The organism is Romboutsia ilealis, from assembly GCF_900015215.1.
GTDB classification, from domain to species: domain Bacteria; phylum Bacillota; class Clostridia; order Peptostreptococcales; family Peptostreptococcaceae; genus Romboutsia; species Romboutsia ilealis.
This window is the reverse complement of the sequence record NZ_LN555523.1, coordinates 1,258,293-1,277,079: the sequence shown is the minus strand read 5'-3', so window position 1 is coordinate 1,277,079 and position 18,787 is coordinate 1,258,293. Positions and strand designations below refer to the sequence as shown.

Sequence of the window (18,787 nt, the reverse complement as noted above, 5' to 3'; positions counted from 1 at the left end):
TCGTATTAGTAATTGTAAAAGCTTTTACAGAAGGAGGAAGTAAACTTGCAGGACGAGTTAATAATTAAATACATAAAAAAGAAAAAAGAAGTAGGAATGGAACTTCTTATAGATAATTACAGAGGAATACTTACATCTATAGTTAGAAAGCATCTAGGAGTGTTAATAAATTATGAAGAAGAATGTATAGATGATGTACTTTTATCAATATGGGATAACATTAAAAGCTTTGATAAAAATAAAAACCAATTTAAAAATTGGATATGTGCTATAGCAAAATATAAGGCTATTGACTATAAAAGAAAGTATCTAGCTAAAGTAGAAACATTAGACATGACAGATGAAATCTATTATATAGATAAAGATTTAGTAAAGCAAGAAACAAAAGAAGAAGTAGAAGAAATATTAAGTCATTTAAATGAAAAAGACCGAGAGTTATTTGTAAAGCATTATTTAGAGGATATAGATTTAGAGACTATAGCATTAAAAAGTAATACAAAAGTATCTAATTTATATAACCGACTATCTAGAGGTAGAAAAAGAATTAGAGAAAATATGTGTAAATAGGGAGGTTTAATTATGAAGGATAAATATAGTATATTAAATGATGTTAAAGTAAATATAGATGAATATGAAGAAGTAAAGTTTGATAATAATGATAATATTAAACAGAGGATGAAAAAAAAGTTAAGAAATAGAAAGCCTTCTTATAGAAATGCAATAGCAGTTGTATCAGCTGTAATATTAGGTAGTAGTGTTATGTTAAATGAAAATGTATGGGCACAGGTTCAATCTATATGGTATACAATAGATGAAGTTTTTAGCTTGAAAAAAGAGGAAGTTAAAGACTATACATATAACATAGATAAAACAGTAGAAGATAAAAATATTAAAATTTTATTTAAAAGTATTATGCTTGATGATGGGAAACTTATAATAGATGCAAATATTGATGATACTAAATTTAACCCTTTTGAAGATTTTACACAAAAACAACAAAAAGATTGGTCTGTTGATAAATGGGGAAATAAAGAAACTAGAGTATTATTAGGTGCAGATAGCACAGAAATTTATGTGGATGGAGTTAAACTAACATATTTTAATAATTCAGCTCCAAATTCAAAGGATAAAAACGATGATAAAACTACAGATGTATTAATAGAACAATCAATAGAGGCTATAGAAAGTGATAAAGGTGAGTATTATTTAGAAAAAGTAAATGAAAATCAATTTCCAAATAATATTGATGTAAATAAGATGTATAACTTTAAAATAAAAATTAATAAGTTACATATAGTTGAATCAGAGTATACAGAAGAAGAATCAAAAACAAGTGAGGGTAGTTATGGTGCAGTAGTAGAAGGTGATTGGGGTATAAGTGTAGATATAAAAGGAGAAGACTTAATAAATGCATCAACTAATTATGAAATAAATAAAGATATAGATTTAGAGTTAGATGATAGAAAAATAAATGTATCAGTAGATAATATTAGTATATCTCCTATTTATTTAGGATTAGATTATTCATATATAGATGAAGATGGATATAGTATAGAGTTTAAAGTATTTAATGATAAAGGAGAAGAGTATAGATGGATATCTATTGAATCAGATTCATATATTGGTAAAACTGATAAAGCTAATTTTGAGATGAAACTGATAAATTCGTATAAAGATACAAAATATATTAAATTAGTTCCTACTATTATTCATTATCAAAAAGGAAAGACATTGGTATTTGAAGACAAATCTATAGAAATAGAAATTAATAAATAAAAAATAAGTTATAAACAATATTAATATATTACGAACAAATTATATAAAATTATAAAAATAACCATACCTTATATTATTGAGAATACTAAGGTATGGTTATTTTTATCATAAATTATTAACTAGAAAGTTCAATAAGCTTATTAGATATTTTAGATGATGATACAATAGCTACTAAGCTTAATATTGATGAAGCTTGTCTTTGATTAGCAAGTAACAAAAATACACTAAATAAATGTTACAATATAGATATCTTCACAATTGTTATACAGTGCAAATTAGAGTGTTTTTATTTAAGATAATGCTATAATAGAGTAAAAGGGATATATAGGAGGGGAATTGTGTGTTAGATATAAAAAATGATTGTATTGCTGTACAAAAATATATAAGAAAGTCTAAATCTACTTTAGAAGTATTTATGTATTCACCAGCAGGAATTACATTTATAATTATGATACCTTTTGTTATGGCTCATAAAAGATATTTTAATAAAGTTCAAGAGTATGTGAATGTTTTAAATGATTACTCAATAAAATCTAATTTAAAAATAAAATTTGACGAATTTCGCGAAATAGAAAACTATGCAGTTGTATATAACCAATCTCAATTAACTTCATTAACAATAAAACAATACGAATGGAAATTAGACTATTTAAACAACTTAAATGATAGAGTACAAGCTTTAAAAGATTGTATATAATGCGAATTAAAAAGGTGAATAATATAAATTTTCAAAATTTAGAAAATCAGATTATATAGTAGTCTATTTAAATATTGCAGTTTTATTTATAATTTAATTGTATGAGTTTTCATTAATATCTATAATAGGCATATTAATAGGAGCAATAATACCTGCTTTAATTTTAGGAACTGTAACTAATTTTATATTTAAAAATAAGTAAATAATTTTAATATACTACGAACAATTTATATAAAATTATATAAATAAGCATACCTTATATTATTGAAAATACTAAGGTATGCTTATTTTTATTATAAATCTTAATAAAATCTTAATAAATTATACACTTTATATTAAAAAATAACATTTATACTACTAAATATAAACAATATATGTATAAAAATGGTAAAATAAAAAGCGAGGTGAGATTAATGATAAAAGGGAATGTATTATTAGTTGATGACGATAAAGACATAGTTGAATCTATGGAAATACATTTAAAAAATGAGGGTCTAAAAGTATATAAGGCTTATGATGGAATAGAAGCATTAGAAATTTTACTTGAAAAGGAAATTCACTTAATTTTAATGGACATTATGATGCCAAGAATGGATGGACTAAGTGCAACATTAAAAATTAGAGAAGAAAAAAATATACCAATTATACTAGTATCAGCAAAAACAGAGGATAGCGATAAAATAATAGGTCTTAACATGGGTGCAGATGATTATATAACAAAACCATTCAATCCATTAGAACTAGTAGCAAGAGTAAAGTCTAACTTAAGACGTTATATTTCCCTTGGAAACTTTAAACAAGAAAACTTAGAAGTCTTAAAATATGAAGCATTAGTTCTTGATAATGCAAGCAAAGAAGTTAGCGTAGATGGAGAAGTAGTAAAGTTAACCCCTATAGAATATAAGATTTTAGAAATGCTACTAAAAAATCAAGGAAGAGTATTCTCATCAAGGCAAATATATGAAAGTATTTGGCAAGAGCCAGGATACAACTGTGACAGAACAGTAGCAGTACATATAAGAAGAATAAGAGAGAAAATAGAGATAAATCCTAAAGATCCAAAATATATAAAGGTGGTGTGGGGAGTTGGATATAAAATTGATAAAAAATAAAAACTTAGTGGCTTTAGTTATATGTTTTTGTATAACTATAATTACTGCTAATAATGATTTTTATATGAAATATATCAATGCAGATTTTTATAAAAGTTATGAATTAGAACAAGTTTTATATGAAATAGCAACACAATCTGTATATACAGTAGTAGGAGATAATGCAAGTGAAAAAATGCTTGATTATAAAGCTGAAGGTAGGAATATGATTTCTAATTATACAACAGCAAATGTATTTGTAATAAACAATGATAGTAAAGAAGTATACTATAATAATATTTCTGATATTGATAAGTATTTAAAAACAGTTACAACGTCTTATCCCAATGTATATGAAATTAACTTTAAAGATAAAACTATGTACTTATTAAATGATAAGAATAATAAAGTTAGGGTATCAACAAATCATTTTGGTAATCTAGCTCAAACAAAAAAAGAAGATGTTACTACATATATAGCAATTCCTTTTATTATAAACATAGAAGAGATGAAAGAAATTAATCATAATGAACCCTTATATGTAAAATATAAGGAATTTATTAAAAATACTGATGCTGCAAATTTTTTTGTAGGTTGTAAAATAATAGCATCAACAATTATAATAACCTATTATTTATCTATGTTTATATTAGGATTAAGTAAAAAAGATATTTTAAATAAAATTTTAAAAAATATATTACTTATATCACTTGCTTTTATAATATCCTTACTACAATCTAAAATTTATGGATGGAGTATATTATATTATTTTATTAACACAGCATTACTTTATTTAATATATTATTTTGGTTTTAAAATATTAGAGGAAAATAGAAAAAATAATATACATCCTAAAGATTATGCACATAATCTAATTGTTAAATTGACTAGTTTAAAAATGAATAATAAAAAAATTTACACTATAACTAAATATGTATGGATATTTATACCATTAACAATAATACAAGTTATTATAATGACTACATATGATGTTAATTATGGATTATATGAATTTTCAATTTATACTGCTCCATTATTAAGTATAGCTTTATGTGTAATATCAATTTTTATTATAAAAGATAAAGTAAATAAAATTGAAACAATAAGAAATGGAATAGATAAAATAAAAAATGGAAATATAGAACACAAAATAGAAATAAAGAAAGATATATTGTTTGATGATATAGTAAAGGATATAAATGAAATAGGAGAAACTGTAAATATAGCAGTAGAAGAAAGATTAAAAAGTGAGAGAATGAAAAATGAACTTATAACTAATGTATCTCACGATTTAAAAACACCTCTTACAGCTATTATTAACTATATAAGTTTAATGAAAAAAGAAGATATTCAGCCTAAACATATAAACGATTATGTACAAGTTTTAGATAAAAGGTCTCAAAGGCTTAAGATATTAATAGAAGACTTATTTGAAGCCTCTAAAATTGGAAGTAATAATATAGAACTAAATTTAGAAGAAAATGATATAAATCAGTTACTTACTCAAACATTAGTAGAAATGGAAGACTATATAAATAAGTCTAAATTAGATTTTATAGTGAATACACCTGATAAGGAAGTATATATATTAGCTGATGGAAAAAAGACCTTTAGAGTTTTTGAAAATATAATTTCTAATATATTAAAATACTCTTTAGAGAAAACTAGAGTATATATTGATTTAGTAGAAAGTGATGAAAAAGTACATATAAGTTTTAAGAATATATCCAAGTATCAACTTAATTTTGACCCAGATGAAATTACTGAAAGGTTTACAAGAGGTGACTTATCAAGAAATACAGAAGGTTCTGGACTTGGACTTGCTATAGCAAAAGGACTGATAGAGGCACAAGGTGGAGAATTAAAAGTAGATATTATTGGAGATTTGTTTATTGTTAATATAGATTTTAATATTTAATATATTTTGTATAATATTATTAGATACTAATATAAAAAATAAATTAACTTCGTAATTTTAATATATTGCGAACAATTTATAGTAAGTTATAAAAATAACCATATCTTAGAATTCAATGTATTGAAAAGTCTAAGGTATGGTTATTTTTATGTCATATCTATAACGAAAAAGGATAACATAGTCTAAATTTTTAAAATCTTTTATAAAAAATTACAGTATATTTTATTATCTAATTTGTTTTTTTAGGAACATTTTTTGCTTGTAGAAAATAGTATAAATTAGGGATAATAATTCCTAATTTATAATAAAAAAGGAGAAAAGTGTATGAATTGTAATATGGCAAATTGTAGAGCTGAATTAATAGATGTATCAGGTCTTTGTAATCCTGCGGACGTTACAGATGTTATAAGTCAATATCCTTATTGGCTACAAATGAATATTGCTGAAACACTTGCAATTCCTGTGTTAAAACCAGATGCTGAGCAAATAAACTCTGTAAACATATCTGTTGATATTTTTAGAGCAGAAGTTATAAAGGTTCCAGTATCGCCGGTTGATGCGAATGGAGATTATATACCAAATTTAGAAGGTAAAGTTTCTACCGGTAGAAAGTTAATAATAGAAGGTCAATTATGTCAAAAAATTGTATATACAGCTAATGTGTTAGATCAATCTATACACTCTGCACATTTTTATGTACCATTTTCATCATATATAGTTGTTCCAAGCGAAATAACATTTACTAATGGAACTACTGTAGATTCATTAAACGTAGAATTTCAAGCTAACGCATGTGTAGAAGATGTTGCTGTTAAGTTATTAGATGAAAGAAATATATTAAAACAAGTAACATTATTACTATATGCAGTTCCAAAACAATCATAATCATTAAGGAGTGAAATCAATGTTAAACTGTGATTATACAGGAAATACAAGTTATAAATTTTATAATAAATGTATTATAGAATCTGAGGATATAAATATTGTTGGAGAATATCCAGCTAATAAAATAGAAAAAGCTTTAACTTGTTTTGCAGATAAAGATAAATGGACAGAGTTTTATTTACCTGAAATAGTAGATATACCAACTCAAAAGCCAGATATGGAAGGTATTGTAGAAGTTCATTCATGTGTAGAGATTATATCTCAAAGAGTAATAAAAACTCCAGTTGTAATGGGATATACAAATACTGCCGGAAATTTTATATCAGGTGAGAATATACCAAATGCTGAGTGTACAAACCTAACAGGAAGAAAATTAATAATAGAAGGATTATTAAAACAAAAAGTAATATATACTGCAGATGATGATGAACAATCACTTCATTCAGCTAATTTTGAAATACCATTTTCAACTTTTATAATAATAGAAAAAGATACACCATTATCACAACAATTTAGGATAACTCCATACATTGAAGACATATTTGTATCTAGATTATCTGAAAGAAGTGTATTTAAGAATACGACTATATTTATAAAAGCATCTAAAGTGTGCTAATAAAATAAGGAGGATTAATCATGGCTTGCAACAAGAAAACATGTGGTTGTAACTTTAATGTAAAAACAGTTGGAAAATGTAATGCTTCAAAACTTAATATAGATGGAAGTAAAGTAGATAATTTAAACTGGACAGAGATATCAGTTCCAGAAATACTATGTATTCCAAAACTAAAACCAGATATAGAAGAAATAGATCAAGTTTATGCAAAGATTATTTTAGATAATGTAAAACTTATAGAAACACCATTTGCTTATAAACAATATATTCTGTATACCTTTTATATTTCAGTAAATGGTCTAAGTACTTCATTACCAGGCTTAATAACAACTCTTACAGAAGATGTAGCAGCAATTTTAAATACCCCATTAGAAACTACTTTAATAGCAGCATTTAATACTTTAGAAACAACATTAGGTGCTTTAACAGCAACTCCTGGAGTACCAGAATTAATTAAGACAGTAAATAAACTTGAAACTACTATTTTTGATTTAATTAATAATATAAATGTAGCAGTTACTGCAGTTAGCACTGCAGCTGATAATTTAATAGCAGCTTTAAAAAGGATACCTTTCTCTGCACAAGCAATATGTGAAGCAATAAAATCTCTTACAGACACTTTAGATGAACTTACTACTTTGATCAATTCAATAGTAGGTGTATTAACAGGTATATTAAATAGTCTTAATAATGCTGTAGCATCAATAAAAGATACAGCAGTTATTACAGCAGTTAATGCACTTGTAGGTGTTTTAACAACATTAATTAACACTACTATACCACCACTAGTTGCAACTACAACTAAATCTATAAATTCAATATTAAGTGCATTAACTCAAGTTGATTGTGACAATGCTTATGCATTTACATTAATAGGAAATGCTGAAGGAACTTGTTTAAGTGGTAGAAAATTAATAATAGAAGGAACACTAAAACAAAAAATAGTTTATACAGCTGAAGTAGATACTCAATCTGTACACTCTGCACATTATGAAGTTCCATTTATGGCATTTATAATTCCTTATGCTAAGTTTGAAGGATTAACTTATCAAAAAAATATAGAAGTATATGATCCTGTAACAAATGGACCTATATTTATAAATGGATACGTTTATGATCCTAGTGTAGGAATAACAGTTGATTTATGTGAAGAATTTAATATAGAAAAATGTATAGAAGATGTATATGTATACGCACTAGATCCAAGAAGAATATTTAAAAATGTAACAGTATTTTTAAAAGCTAAACCAGGTGCTTCATGTAATTAAGTTAAAAATCATATTTGTAGTATATAATATTAGCTAAAAAGTAAGTCAAATGGATAGAAATTTTATCCATTTGACTTACTTTTTAGTATAAAGCTTATTTTATAAGAAGATATAAATATAATACATAGTATGATAAGTAGATAAAAAAGACATGTAAAAGTGTTTTAATCACTTTTACATGGCTTTTGATAACAGCATGAAGAATTTTCATAGTAGTCTACTGGATAATAATAAGTATTTTTTAGATTTTTTGAGTTAGTATTAGGTTCTGGTTTACAAACATAGCCTTTAGTATTATTACTCATATTAATATTTGGACATAGTATATAAAGTAAAGAAAGCTCTATATATCTTTCGTCGTAGTCTAAAACACAAACATCTTCTAGTCCTATAAATAAATTTGAAGTACATAAATTGCGTTTATCATAATAAGGTGTCTCTAGTAATATAAAGTCACAAAAGTTTATATCCCAATGAGCAGAATGAAGAGATTGTTCTGGATTTTTAGCTGTATAGATAACTTTTATTTTACTTGTTATATTTGCTAAAATCTTAGGTCCAAGTATTGTATTTAATAGTTTACAACTATTTATACAAAAGCTTACTTTTATTTCATTGATTGACTCCATATCAGGTTTTTGACATGGAATACAAAGGCTTATTGATTCAATATTTTGTTTACAATTTGTCATAGTGCATTTATCTGGATAATAATCTAGCGGAGTTATGCCAGTTATTGATATGTTGTCAAACAAAGTATCCACCCCTTAATAAAAATTATATAAACATAAATCTAAGATATATGATTATATGTAACTAGAAAATATATTAAACAATACACTTTCTAGTAATGTTAAATAATAAGTATAAAATTAACATGAATAGATATATTGAGTTTTTACCTCTACATAAATGCATTTAGGATTACAATTATCTAAAAAGTAAAATTCAAAATTATCTACAAATAAATTATCAATTAAATTGTCATAACAACAGCAGCAGCAATTATTATTACAATGGTCATTGTTTGATCCAGTGAAAATTTCTTTTATTTGTCTTGAATAAAATTGATTGTCCTTATAAACTTCAACGATGACTAATAAATGTTCATTTTCGCATACGTTATGAATTGATACAGGTACTATTAAGCATGCACCTGAATTATAAGATTTAGTATCAACGCAGTCTAGATATTTTATATTTTCACAAGGATAGATAACAACATTATTTTTTTTTTATTATTCATATCATTTTTATTATTCATATAAAATATACACCCCTTAAGTAATTGATAGTGCCTAATATAAATATATGTAATTTATACATTTTGTGAACTATTTATATTGATTTTTTTTGTAAAAAAAGGTATTTATTTATACTTTATTAATAACTTAACTCGTTGTGCTAGTTGAATTTTTCAATAATAAAACTCCAACAAATATAGTATCCTAAGATTATCTCTACTAATCTAAAGTAGGATTATATATGCTAGAGTTTAATAATTATTATATCCAAGATCAAGAAAATTTAACTAATTTATTTACAAATATAATTAACTAGCACAACAGATTAAATTATTTAAAAATATTATATATTTATAGAATTTATTGTGCTAGTTAAAATGAATTTTTAAAAGAAAGGTATGTAAATAATGGGAATTAATAAAAATAACAAACTTATACAAAATACGACAAACCCAAAAAGTTATAATGTAGAAGTTAAGTGAAAAAAATTCTATCTAATAGTAAAATATAATTAATGGGGGATTATTACAAATGAATTGTAACTATTGTAAAAGCACAACAATTAAAAATTTATTATCTGATACAAACTCTACATATACTTATTGTAGCAATTGTAATAATATTGATATAGCTTATAAACATATAGCTATAGATTCTATTTTAAAAAGACTTTTAAAATATTTAGACACTTCAAATAAGATAAACTTAAAAATAGAAGTCAAACAAGAAAATAATTTGATTTTACTTATAATCAATAACATAAGAGTTTTTGAAACTGATTTTAAATACGATTTTACAACAAAAGATATATATTATTTAGAAAATACTATCCATGAATTAGTTCAGGATTATTATAAATTTGATTTGTCAAAAGTTGATATTATAGTATGTGCATAAATATAATACAGATTAAGTGTTAGTTCTAAAAAAATTAGACAAATAACCATACCTTATATTATTGAAAATACTAAGGTATGGTTATATATTATTTAGACTTTAAACTATTTCTATATTGCTTTGGAGAAACTCCAATTTCCCTCTTAAATATCGTATAAAAATAAGAAGTATTACTTAAACCAATCAAATCTCCAATCTCTTCTATAGACAAGTTTACATTCTTTAACAATTCAAGGGAAGTATCAATTCGTTTTCTATTAATATATGTAATAATATTAACCCCTAATTCCTTTTTAAACAAACGAGTTAAATAATCAGGAGATAGACCAACTTCAAAAGCAACTTTTTTTACAGTAAGATTAGAAGAAATATTTAAATTAATAAACATAAGAGCTTGTTTTACAATTGGTGAATACTTAGAAAGAGAATGCTCTTTAGTAAGAAGACAATATGAATTTATCATTTGAATAGGAAAACTATTAAGTAGTTCTAGTGAAAGAGCTTGTTCTATTTTTATTGCCCATTTTTCTGATAACTCATCTAAGTATAGAGGAGGTACTCCACCAATATAAGCAGCTCTACGAAACAAGGTATTAGCACTTAATAATAAATTCTTTGCATTTCTTAGAGAATCTTTAGTACGAATAATTTCTGAATGACTTATAGGATTTTTTGCAAATTCTTTTTGAGCAAGCACTATATCCCCCTTTGTAATGTAAGATAGTAACCTATCCTCACCAGCATATCTCTCCTCAAGTTTTTTATACATAGATGTACGATTTAAATCCTTAACAAATAAATCATAACTAGAATCCTGCTTTGGTAAAATACTTAAATCAACAGTATTTAAATGAGGAGGGTTTTCATTTTTTGTTATATATTCATTTATAGTAAATAAAATTTCATATACTGTTGATCTATCAATAGATGGTAGCGATTGATAGTAAAGTTTTAACTTAGAAGCATAATCTAAGTTAAGATTTAGATTATTAATAATAGGATAAACCAAGTCATCAGTAATAGGATTTTCTACAAAAGGTCCAACAACAAGGTGTTCATTATCATCTTTTGATATACAAAGTACATAATGGTGTGTATGAAATGGGGTTATAATATTTGTGATAGTAGAAGTTTCACATTGTTTTAGATATGGTTTTATACATTTTAAAAGATGGTGATTTATCATAGAAGAAAAATCCGAATCTTCTTCAAAATTCGAAAAATCCCAATTAGCCATTTTAAAATATTGTACTTTTATTGGAATACACTTTGATAATAGTTTTGTTGCAAAATTTATAATATCTGATTGCATAAAATTCTCCTTTATAATTAACTAGTTTCTATATAATAAAAATAAAAAACGGATATATAAATATTATAGACGGATATGTAAATAAAACAAATATAATTTTTTGATATAATTAAATTATTAACTAGGAAAGTGATTGCAATGGATAATATAACTTAGTTAATATCTTAAATTAAAGATATAATAGATTTATATTTAGGGGGAAGAGCATATGAGAAAAGTGTATAATTTTAATACAAAATGGGCATTTTCTAAAGACGCTTCAGAAGCACCAAAAGAAATGCCACAAAAATGGTATTGGGTTTCATTACCTCATACTTGGAATGATATAGATGGACAAGATGGAGGAAATGATCTTTATAGGGGAACTTCTTTCTATGCAAAAGAATTAGAAAAAATAGATTTACCAAAAGCTGATAAATACTATTTAGAATTTAATGGAGCAAATTCTTCTGCAACAGTATATGTTAATGGAAAGAAATTAGCAAGTCATGATGGTGGTTACTCTACATGGAGAGTAAACATAACTGATGTATTAGAAGATAAAAACTTATTTGTAGTTGAAGTAGATAACTCTCAAAATGATAGAGTATATCCTCAAAATGCAGACTTTACTTTCTACGGTGGACTTTACCGTGATGTAAATATATTAGCAGTAAGCAACTCACATTTTGATTTAGAATACTACGGTGGACCAGGAATAAAAGTAACTCCAGAAATAGTAGAAAATAATGCTAAAGTTGAAGTAGAAGTATTTACAACAAATACTTTAGAAAATCAAAAATTAAACTACATATTAAAAGATAGAGAAGGAAATGTAATAGCACAAAAAGAAACAAGTGCATCAGAAACTAAAGTTACATTTGATATAGAAAATGTTCACTTATGGCATGGTAAAAAAGATCCATATTTATACAGTGCTGAAGTTTGCTTAAAAGAAAATGATGAAATTTTAGATAATGTAAGCACTAGATTTGGATGCCGTACTTTCAAAATAGACCCAGAATTAGGATTTATATTAAATGGTGAAGAATATCCTTTAAGAGGTGTATCTCGTCATCAAGATAGATGGGGAGTAGGTAATGCATTACTTAAAGAACATCATGAAGAAGATATGGATATGATATGTGAAGTTGGAGCAACTACAATACGTCTTGCTCACTATCAACATGATCAATACTTCTATGACTTATGTGATGAAAAAGGTATGGTTGTTTGGGCAGAAATACCTTATATATCTACACATATGCCAAATGGTAGAGAAAATACAATATCACAAATGAAAGAGTTAATAACTCAAAATTACAATCATCCATCTATAGTTGTATGGGGATTATCAAATGAAATAACAATGTCAGGAGAATCTACTGAAGATTTAAGAGAAAATCATGTAATATTAAATGATTTAGCACATGAAATGGATAAAACAAGACTTACAACAATAGCTTGTGTATCTATGTGTAGCATGGATGATCCATATGTACAAATACCTGATGTAGTATCATACAACCATTACTTTGGATGGTATGGAGGGGACACATCTATGAATGGTCCTTGGTTTGATGAGTTCCACGCAAAATATCCAAACATACCAATAGGTTGTAGTGAATACGGATGTGAAGCATTAAACTGGCATACTTCAAATCCAGAACAAGGTGATTACACAGAAGAATATCAAGCATACTACCATGAAGAATTAATAAAACAATTCTTCACAAGAAAATATATGTGGGCAACACATGTATGGAATATGTTTGACTTTGGAGCAGATTCACGTAATGAAGGTGGAGAAAATGGACAAAACCACAAAGGTTTAGTTACATTTGACCGTAAATACAAAAAAGATTCATTCTATGCTTACAAAGCTTGGTTATCAGATGAACCATTTGTACACATATGTGGTAAGAGATATGTTGATAGAGTAGAGGAAACTACAAAAGTTACTGTTTACTCAAATCAACCAGAAGTAGAATTATTTGCAAATGGTGTAAGTCTTGGAAAACAATCTTCACCAGAACACTTCTTCTATTTTGAAGTACCAAATATGGGAGAAACTAATTTAGTTGCAATAGCAGGTGATTGTAAAGATACTAGCTTTATACGTAAAGTAGAAGTATTTAATGAAGATTATCGTCTAAAAGAAAAAGGAGCAATATTAAACTGGTTCGATATAGATGCACCAGAAGGATATTATTCTCTTAACAATAAAATATCTGAAATAATGGAATCAGAAGAAGCAGGAAAAATATTTACTGAATTTATAACTCCATTAATGGCAGGAATGATGGGTGCAGATCAAGTTGGAGAAAAAAAGAAAGACGATTCAAAAAATAACTTAAATGCAATGATGGCAATGATGGGAAGCTTTACTATACTTAGAATGACAAGTCTTCTTGGTGCAGGTCATGTAGAAGTTACAAAAGAACAATTACTTGACTTAAATGAGAAATTAAATAAAATTGAGTGTAGAGTTAAATCTTTAGTATAAGATATATATTTAGGTAAAAATAAATAATAATAATAATAATAATAAAGCCTAGTATTAAGTTTAAATAAACTTAGTACTAGGCTTTATAACGTATTACTTCTTTTTAAATATAAAGTTAGTTACAGTACCTAAAATTAAAGTAGGTATTATAGATACTATTAATATACCTACTAAAGCAGTCAATGATAGTTCATATAGTTGAATTATAAATATAATTGAAATAATTACATAGAATAATATATAGTCTAATTTTCTAAATCTTGAAAAGTTCATTTATTTTAACTCTATATTAAACTTATTATCATTACAATAGTCATCATTATAATTATCAGTTCCATTGTTATGCCCTACAATCCACCACATTTTTAAACTTTTTAATTCATCTACCGTTGTTTTAACTAAATTAAATACTGCATATCCTTCATTAGTTTGTTTTGCATCTATATTCACATCATATGTATTATCTTCTATCAAGTCACCAATTTCGCCAGTGTTTGTAATAAATGGTATTACTGATGTATAATTCTAAAATAGTCAAAAGAAAAGAGTGGCATTAGCCACTCAATATTAAACTGCTTTACTTTTATGAATTTTTGCTAATTTAGTAGAGTTTTCTTCAACTACTTTTCTACTTAAAGGATAAGCAAATGCAAGTATTAAACCTATACCTATATAACAAATACCTGGTAATATAGTTGATACTGTGTATATAGATTCTGTTACAGCAACTGTTTGAGTAGAAGTAGCTGAATTATAACCTATAAATGTTAATATAAATCCACCAAGTCCACCAGCTAGCGCTTGACCTATCTTTCTAGAGAATGAATAAACACCATATATAGTAGCATCATCTCTTTTTCCAGTTAATACTTCTTGATAGTCTATTATATCTGTTATATTAGCCCATATAAGCATATTAAATGCAGAAATACCTACTGTAGCTAAAACTGTTATAGACACATATACCCATGGATTTCTTACTCTTAACACAAATACTAAAAAATATAGAGCACCTGTAAATATCATTGATATTGTACCGATTTCTTTTTTACCTACTTTTCCTGATAATTTAGCTAGGAAAGTAACTAATACTAAACTTATTGGAAGTGCAGCAGCACTATAAACTGATAATGCGCCTATATTTTTGAAGTAATCTGCAAATAAATATTGATTCATAGTACCTACTGTCAATTGGCTAAGTAATAATACAATACTACAAGCTATCATTGCTAATAAAGCTCTATTTTTTAAGATTAAACCAAAATTCTTAAAGAAAGAAACCTTTTCCTTTTTCTCATTATTATCTTTCTTTTCAAACTTAACACGTTCAGTAGTTAATTTAAAACATCCTATATAACATAAGAAAGAACATAGTGAGAATATACCAGCTATTATTGTGAAATTAGTTCCACTTACAAGTTTGTTACCACTAGCATCTGAATAATAAATAAATAGTGGTACTAAGCTATTTACAATAACACTAGCAATATTTGCTCCCATACTTCTCCAAGTTGAAAGAACAGCTCTTTCTTCAGGAACATCAGTTATAGCTGATGCCATTGAACCATAAGGTATGTTTATAGCAGTATAACAGAATGAACCCCATAATATATACGTTACGAACATTACTATTATCTTAACAGTCATTGATGCTCCTGATAAGCCTGATTGGAACATTAAAAAAGTCATAAGAGAAATTGGAAGTGCGACTCTTTTTATCCATGGTCTAAACTTACCATCTTTTGTAGGTGTTGATTTATCGATAATTGTCCCCATACCAATATCTGTAAAAGCATCTAAAAATCTTGATACTAAGAATAATATACCAACTATAGATGCTGGTATTCCCCAAACCTTAGTGTAGAATAACATTAGGAATGAACTTGAAAATATGAATGAGAAATCATTTCCTAAATCTCCAAGTAAGTACCCTAATTTGTCTTTGAAACCAAATGGTTTTACCCCTTTTGAATTGTTCATTTTTTTTCCCCCTAATAACCCTAATAATTCTATGTAGTTCTATAATTGTTAAATTCTAATCAAATTGTAGTATACTTGTATCCGAATGTAAACGGTTTTTTTGAAAATTTTTAAAAAAAATTATTTAATATATATGTTTTAATTAAAATACTGCGTTATATTAAAATATTATTTTGAATTTTTCAAAGCTCTAATAAATAATAAAAGTATTTATAATGTAGAATGATTCTTAAAACATATATATTAAAAATATTTCTATAGTAAAACAATAATACAACTTTATTAAATATTTCGCCGGCATACTGATTAAGTGAAGTGAATTTTTGCAATTAAAAGGACATATGTCCTTTTAAAAAATAGAAAAAATGTTAAAATTATAAATATAAGATAAAACTACTTGTTAGGAGATATAAAATGAACAATAGTTTACTCTACAAGTACTTAGAAAATCAAGATGCTAAGGACTTTATTGAGAAAATACCTATAAACATAAAAAACAAATGTAAACTTAGAAAAATAGAAAAAGGAAAACTATTAGTACTAAAAGGAAACAATATCGAATATATCTACATTCATTGCCAGGGAAAAATGCAAGTGAAAAATGAATTTGAAAATGGATTTGTATATAGTTTTGCAAATATTAAACCAATAGCATACATTGGTGCTATGGAAATTATGGCGAATAAACAAACCTATTCATCAACACTACAAACTACTACAGAATGTATAATACTAGAAATGCAAAAGATTGATTTTAAAAATTGGATTAATACAGATCATAAATTAACTTTAAAAGTTTTAAATTTTGTATCAAGTCGTATGTATGAGCAGTCTTTAAAAACTGGAGAAGTATTAGCATATCCTGCAATATGTATATTAACAAATTATTTGATAAATGTTTTTGAAAGCCAAGATAAAGATGTAGTTTTTTTAGAAAAAACTAGAGAAGAAATTGGCTCAATATTAGGGTTTTCAGTAAGAACAATTAACAGAAATTTAAAAGAATTAAAAGATGAAAATTTAATAACTGTAAACAGAAAAGGTATATCAATAACAAAAGAGCAATTTGATAAATTACTAAATAAGTTAGAATCAATTAAATAAAATATGGGGGAAACACTTATGGAACAAGTATTAAACATTATAAAAAATGAAACATTAACTTACAATCAACAAGTACTTCAATTAGCAGGTCAAGCTGAAAGTACTTTAAATGTATTAAACATAGATGAAGAAACAAAAAATCTTCTTGATAAAGAAATCATCTGTACAATGTTTGAAGGTAATGCACCTTATAGACCAAGATACATTATACCAAACTATGAAGTATTAATGAAAAAAGGATGTAAATTCTTAGACCTTGATGCACCAACTGATATATGGGAAGCTACTAATAGCTTACTAATATTATACAAGCATGTACCATCAATAACATCTTATCCAGTTTACTTAGGAAATATAGATACTTTACTAGAGCCATTTGTAAAAGATGAAGAAGAAGCATACAAAGCTATAAAATTATACTTAAAGCATATAGATAGATCACTTACAGACTCATTTGTTCATGCAAATATAGGTCCAGTAGATACAAAAGCAGGTAGATTAATACTTAAAGCTATGGAAGAATTACAATGTGCAGTTCCTAATTTAACTGTTAAATACGATAAAGATTTAACTTCAAAAGAATTTGCTAAGTTATGTGCATCTACAGCATTAGTTACAGCTAAGCCTAGTTTTGCTAATCACAAAATGGATGTTAAAGATTTTGGTACAGAAGATTATGCTTTAGCAAGTTGTTATAATGGATTTATAATAGGTGGGGGTGGATATACCCTAGTAAGACTTGTCTTAAGTAGATTGGCAGAAACTGCAGAATCAGTTGAAGATTTCCTAGAAAATAAATTACCATTTGCTGCTAAAAAGATGCTTGAGTATATAGATGAAAGAACAAAGTTCTTAGTAGAAGAAGCAGCATTCTTTAAATCAAACTTCCTTGTTAAAGAAGGATTTATAAAAAAAGAATTATTTACAGGAATGTTTGGAATGGTTGGTCTTGCTGAAGCAGTAAACCATTTATTAAAAGCTACTAATCAAGAAGATAGATTTGGTCATTCAAAAGTAGCTAATGACTTAGGGATAAAAATAATAGAAACACTTAATGATATAGTAACTTCATATAAATCAAAATATGTAGAATGCTTTAATGGTAATCACGTATTACATGCTCAAGTTGGTATAGATACAGACACAGGAATATCTCCAGGATGTAGAATACCTGTAGGTGAAGAGCCAGAATTATTTGAACATATTATACAATCAGCTCCGTATCATAAGTACTTCTTCAATGGAATAGGAGATATATTTGTATTTGAAGAAACATATAAAAATAACTTAGAAGCAATAATCAATGTTATAGATGGAGCATTTGAAAGTGGAATAAGATATACTTCTGTATATAGTGATAGTTGTGATGTAGTACGTGTTACAGGATATTTAGTTAAAAAATCAGAAGTAGCAGAATTAGAAAGTGGAAAAGCAGTTAAAAATAATGCAACAGTATTTGGAATGAATGCAAAGAATGGAGCAAAAGCTTTCGATAGAAGGCTAAGAAAATAATT

At 26.0% G+C, this 18,787-nt stretch carries 17 protein-coding genes; 12 read left to right on the top strand and 5 right to left on the bottom strand.

What is annotated here, in order from left to right:
- Positions 1-45: 45 nt before the first annotated feature.
- The 8 genes from CRIB_RS05980 to CRIB_RS05945 all read left to right on the top strand — a co-directional run bounded on the left by CRIB_RS05980 (position 46) and on the right by CRIB_RS05945 (position 8,251).
- On the top strand, positions 46-567 hold the full coding sequence (locus CRIB_RS05980) for a sigma-70 family RNA polymerase sigma factor (RefSeq protein WP_180703605.1): 522 nt from the start codon (positions 46-48) through the stop codon (positions 565-567).
- 12 nt (positions 568-579) lie between these two features.
- Positions 580-1,776: a DUF4179 domain-containing protein gene (locus CRIB_RS05975; protein ID WP_180703604.1), complete on the top strand. Its 1,197-nt coding sequence runs from the start codon at positions 580-582 to the stop codon at positions 1,774-1,776.
- Between the two features lie 340 nt (positions 1,777-2,116).
- Entirely contained in the window at positions 2,117-2,473 is a 357-nt protein-coding gene (locus tag CRIB_RS05970; RefSeq protein ID WP_180703603.1) for a hypothetical protein, read from the top strand.
- A gap of 413 nt (positions 2,474-2,886) precedes the next feature.
- A complete protein-coding gene (locus CRIB_RS05965; protein WP_180703602.1) occupies positions 2,887-3,585 on the top strand; it encodes a response regulator transcription factor in 699 nt (232 codons plus the stop codon).
- Positions 3,560-5,482: a sensor histidine kinase gene (locus tag CRIB_RS05960; protein WP_180703601.1), complete on the top strand. Its 1,923-nt coding sequence runs from the start codon at positions 3,560-3,562 to the stop codon at positions 5,480-5,482. The genes CRIB_RS05965 and CRIB_RS05960 overlap by 26 nt, the downstream gene beginning before the upstream one ends.
- A 324-nt stretch (positions 5,483-5,806) precedes the next feature.
- Entirely contained in the window at positions 5,807-6,367 is a 561-nt protein-coding gene (locus tag CRIB_RS05955) for a DUF3794 domain-containing protein (protein WP_180703600.1), read from the top strand.
- A 19-nt stretch (positions 6,368-6,386) separates the two neighbouring features.
- Positions 6,387-6,983: a DUF3794 domain-containing protein gene (locus CRIB_RS05950; protein ID WP_180703599.1), complete on the top strand. Its 597-nt coding sequence runs from the start codon at positions 6,387-6,389 to the stop codon at positions 6,981-6,983.
- Positions 6,984-7,003: 20 nt separating this feature from the next.
- The gene (locus CRIB_RS05945) at positions 7,004-8,251 is read left to right on the top strand and encodes a DUF3794 domain-containing protein (protein WP_180703598.1); all 1,248 of its coding nucleotides are present in this window, start codon (positions 7,004-7,006) and stop codon (positions 8,249-8,251) included.
- A gap of 164 nt (positions 8,252-8,415) precedes the next feature.
- Here the strand turns inward: CRIB_RS05945 and CRIB_RS05940 are convergent, their stop codons facing one another.
- Positions 8,416-9,006 (bottom strand): SPOCS domain-containing protein, encoded by a 591-nt coding sequence (locus CRIB_RS05940; protein WP_180703597.1) that lies wholly within the window; start codon positions 9,004-9,006, stop codon positions 8,416-8,418.
- Between the two features lie 1,020 nt (positions 9,007-10,026).
- Here CRIB_RS05940 and CRIB_RS05935 point away from each other — a divergent pair.
- Positions 10,027-10,392: a hypothetical protein gene (locus CRIB_RS05935; RefSeq protein WP_180703596.1), complete on the top strand. Its 366-nt coding sequence runs from the start codon at positions 10,027-10,029 to the stop codon at positions 10,390-10,392.
- Positions 10,393-10,480: 88 nt separating this feature from the next.
- Here CRIB_RS05935 and CRIB_RS05930 read toward each other — a convergent pair whose 3' ends face one another.
- Positions 10,481-11,704 (bottom strand): helix-turn-helix transcriptional regulator, encoded by a 1,224-nt coding sequence (locus CRIB_RS05930; protein WP_180703595.1) that lies wholly within the window; start codon positions 11,702-11,704, stop codon positions 10,481-10,483.
- Positions 11,705-11,912: 208 nt separating this feature from the next.
- Here CRIB_RS05930 and CRIB_RS05925 point away from each other — a divergent pair, with 208 nt between their 5' ends.
- Entirely contained in the window at positions 11,913-14,189 is a 2,277-nt protein-coding gene (locus tag CRIB_RS05925; RefSeq protein WP_180703594.1) for a glycoside hydrolase family 2 protein, read from the top strand.
- 93 nt (positions 14,190-14,282) lie between these two features.
- On the opposite strand, the gene CRIB_RS05920 is transcribed toward CRIB_RS05925, so the two are convergent.
- The 3 genes from CRIB_RS05920 to CRIB_RS05910 form a co-directional block, all read right to left on the bottom strand.
- Entirely contained in the window at positions 14,283-14,462 is a 180-nt protein-coding gene (locus CRIB_RS05920) for a hypothetical protein (protein ID WP_180703593.1), read from the bottom strand.
- Entirely contained in the window at positions 14,463-14,663 is a 201-nt protein-coding gene (locus CRIB_RS05915; protein WP_180703592.1) for a hypothetical protein, read from the bottom strand. It lies immediately after the preceding gene.
- Positions 14,664-14,756: 93 nt separating this feature from the next.
- Entirely contained in the window at positions 14,757-16,169 is a 1,413-nt protein-coding gene (locus tag CRIB_RS05910) for an MFS transporter (protein WP_180703591.1), read from the bottom strand.
- Between the two features lie 414 nt (positions 16,170-16,583).
- Here CRIB_RS05910 and CRIB_RS05905 point away from each other — a divergent pair, with 414 nt between their 5' ends.
- Complete coding sequence (locus CRIB_RS05905) at positions 16,584-17,273, top strand: Crp/Fnr family transcriptional regulator (RefSeq protein WP_180703590.1); 690 nt, start codon at positions 16,584-16,586, stop codon at positions 17,271-17,273.
- Positions 17,274-17,291: 18 nt separating this feature from the next.
- Complete coding sequence (locus CRIB_RS05900; protein ID WP_180703589.1) at positions 17,292-18,785, top strand: YjjI family glycine radical enzyme; 1,494 nt, start codon at positions 17,292-17,294, stop codon at positions 18,783-18,785.
- Positions 18,786-18,787 lie beyond the last annotated feature (2 nt).